Source organism: Streptomyces sp. NH27 (genome assembly GCF_056859195.1).
In genome coordinates this window covers 1-3,004 of the sequence record NZ_JACEGK010000721.1, presented here as the reverse complement: position 1 = coordinate 3,004, position 3,004 = coordinate 1, and the positions used below count along the sequence as shown (strand labels likewise).

The window sequence follows — 3,004 nt, the reverse complement described above, 5'->3', positions numbered from 1 at the left end:
ATGCAGTCCTACACGATCGGGCAGGCGGCACGGCTGCTGGGCGTCAGCCCGGACACCGCGCGCCGCTGGGCCGACGCGGGCCGGGTCACCACGCACCGCGACGACGCCGGCCGCCGGCTCATCGACGGCCGCGACCTCGCCGCGTTCTCCGTCGAACTGGCCCAGAACCCCGACACGGAGTCGGACACCTCGCACACGTCGGTCCGCAACGCGTTCCCGGGCATCGTCACGGCCGTCAAGCTCGGCGACGTGGCCGCGCAGGTCGAGATCCAGGCGGGCCCGCACCGGCTGGTCTCCCTGGTCACGCGCGAGGCGGTGGAGGAGTTGGGGCTGGAGGTCGGCGCGGAGGCGGTGGCCCGGGTGAAGTCGACAAACGTCCATATCGATCGGCCGTAGGAAACCGATCGGCTGTAGGGACTTCGGGGCCGCGGGCAGGGAGCCGAACGTCGCGGACCGCGGTCTGAGAGCCGGGCGGCAAGGGCCGGTGGGGGCAGCGGGTGTGGCGGGGCTCAGGCCACTCCGCGGTCCGGTACGGCGCGGATCAGCACGAGCGACCCGTCCAGGTACGGGCGGCGGCGCAGCTTCCCGTGCTTCGCGTCCCACGCACCCGACCCGATCGCCGCGCGCAGATCGTCGGTGTACCGCTCGCACACGTCCGGCGGCACGAAGCTCCAGGCCGAGCACGCCTGCCGGGCGCCGGGGTCGAGCAGGCGCTCCGGGCGGGCGTAGTACGCCTCGTTGAAACCGTCGGTGCAGTCGGCCGGGATCGGCACCGAGGTCACCGTGCAACTCCCGCCCAGCGCGGCCGTGATGGCCTCGACCGCCGGGTAGCGGCGCGCCTCGGTGTCCAGCACCAGCGGTGCGTACGCGTGGAGCCAGAAGTCCCGTACCAGCGCGGGGTCGCAGGTGACGACGACGACCGGGCCGCGCGCCACCCGCCGCATCTCGCGCAGCCCGGCGGCGGTGTCGCTCCACTGGTGCACGCTGAACGTCGTCATCGCGGCGTCGAACTGGTCGTCGGAGAAGGGCAGTTGCTCCGCGGTGCCGGCGACCGCGGGCGCCAGGTGCGCGGGCCGCTGGGCGCGCATCGCCGCCGAGGGCTCCACCGCGACGACCTCCGCGCCGGCCGGCTCGTACGACCCCGCGCCGGCGCCGACGTTGACCACGGTGCGCGCACCGCCCAACGCGTCCGCCACCACGCGCGCGATCCGCGGATCGGGCTGCCGGTACGCGCTGTAGCCGCTACCGATCACCCCGTAGTCCGCGTCGCCCGCGCTCCCGTCCGCCACATCACCCAGCACGTCTCCCATGACCCCGAACCTATCCGCCCGCACCGCACTTGGACGAGATCACCCTCCGGCCCGGGCGGGCACGCGGTGCGCGCGGCCGCCTCCGGTTTCCGTCGTCATCGTCATCACCGGCGCCACCGCCCTCGCCACCGGGGCGCCCGGAAATGGCCGGTTCTGCCCCGTCAAACCCGCCGCCGGGCGGCTCATCCGCCCCCGCACCGGCGCCACACCGTCGGCTTCGGGACAGATTCCGCTCAGAGCCCGAGACACCCTTCCGCCCGCACGGAGCGTGAACTAACGTGACGTTTGGGTTAGTTGCCCCAAGCATCTAGTGGTATGGACAACCAACCCGCGCGCCACAGCAGTTGAACCATGCACCAAACATCTCACCCTCACCCCCGGAGGAGAGAGCCCGCCATGGCCGCAGCAGGACCGCACCCCGTCCCTCGCACCAGCCCGCCCACGAGCACGCACCCGAAGCCGGCGACGGGCCCGGGCCCCGACACCGGCGCCCACACCGCGCTCCCCGACCCCTTCGCCGCCCCCGCGCCGCACGGGGCCTGCCCCTTCGACCCGCCGCCCGCCTACCAGCAGGCCCGGCGCGAGCGCCCAGTCGCCCGTACCACGCTGTGGGACGGCTCGTCCTGCTGGATGATCACCCGCCACGAGGACGTCCGCCGCACGCTGCGCGACGACCGCTTCAGCGCCGAGGCCCACCGGCCCGGATTCCCGTTCCAGAACCCCGGCCGCAGGGCGCTCGCCACCGGCCGGCCGACCTTCATCCGGATGGACGACCCCGACCACGCGCGGCTGCGCCGGATGCTCACCGCGGACTTCATGATCCGCAAGGTCGAGTCGCTACGGCCGCAGGTCCAGGAACTGGCCGACGAGTTGCTGGACTCGATGACCAAGGGCCGCCACGAGGCCGACTTCGTCGCCGACTTCGCGCTGCCGCTGCCGTCGGTGGTGATCTGCCTGCTGCTCGGCGTGCCGTACTCCGAGCACGCCTTCTTCCAGCGGTGCAGCAGCACCATGCTCCGCGCCGATGCCACCGAGGCCGAGGTGAACGCCGCACAGGACGAACTGCTCGACTACCTAGCCGAGTTGACCCACACCAAGCGGCACTCCCCCGACGACGGCATCCTCAGCCGGCTCGCCGAGCAGGGCGAACTGTCCGACGACGAGATCGCCCGGATGGGGCGGCTGCTGCTGGTCGCCGGTCACGAGACGACCGCGAACATGACCTCGCTGTCCACCCTCGCCATGCTGCGCAACCCGCGCGAACTCGAACGGATGCGCGCCGCCGGACCCGACGAAGTCAAGTCAGCCGTCGAGGAGTTGCTGCGCTACCTGACCGTCATCCAGGGCGGGGTGACACGGGTCGCCACCGAGGACGTCGCCATCGGGGACACCGTGATCCGCGCCGGCGAGGGCGTGTTGTGCATGATCAGTGCCGCCAACCGCGACGAGGACGTCTTCGCCGACGCCGACCGGCTCGACCTCGCCCGCCCCGGCAGCCGCCGCCACATCGCCTTCGGGTTCGGCGTGCACCAGTGCCTCGGCCAGCCGCTGGCGCGGCTCGAACTCCAGGTCGCACTGCCCACCGTGCTGCGCCGGCTGCCCGGCCTGCGGCTGGCGATCCCCTTCGAGGACGTCCGCTTCCGCCACGACATGCTCGTCTACGGCGTGCACTCCCTCCCCGTGGCGTGGTGACC

3 protein-coding genes are annotated in these 3,004 nt (G+C 72.8%); 2 read left to right on the top strand and 1 reads right to left on the bottom strand.

Features of this window, described 5'->3' with window-relative positions; genetic code table 11:
- The coding region (locus tag AC13HU_RS34950; RefSeq protein WP_483046018.1) for a TOBE domain-containing protein at nt 1–396 on the top strand (396 nt) is incomplete at its 5' end.
- A 113-nt stretch (nt 397–509) separates the two neighbouring features.
- Here the strand turns inward: AC13HU_RS34950 and AC13HU_RS34945 are convergent.
- Nucleotides 510–1,310, bottom strand: coding sequence for a class I SAM-dependent methyltransferase (locus AC13HU_RS34945; RefSeq protein WP_483046017.1), 801 nt, complete (start codon nt 1,308–1,310; stop codon nt 510–512).
- Nucleotides 1,311–1,706: 396 nt separating this feature from the next.
- On the opposite strand from AC13HU_RS34945, the gene AC13HU_RS34940 reads away from it, so the two are divergent.
- Complete coding sequence (locus AC13HU_RS34940; RefSeq protein WP_483046016.1) at nt 1,707–3,002, top strand: cytochrome P450; 1,296 nt, start codon at nt 1,707–1,709, stop codon at nt 3,000–3,002.
- Nucleotides 3,003–3,004: the final 2 nt, after the last annotated feature.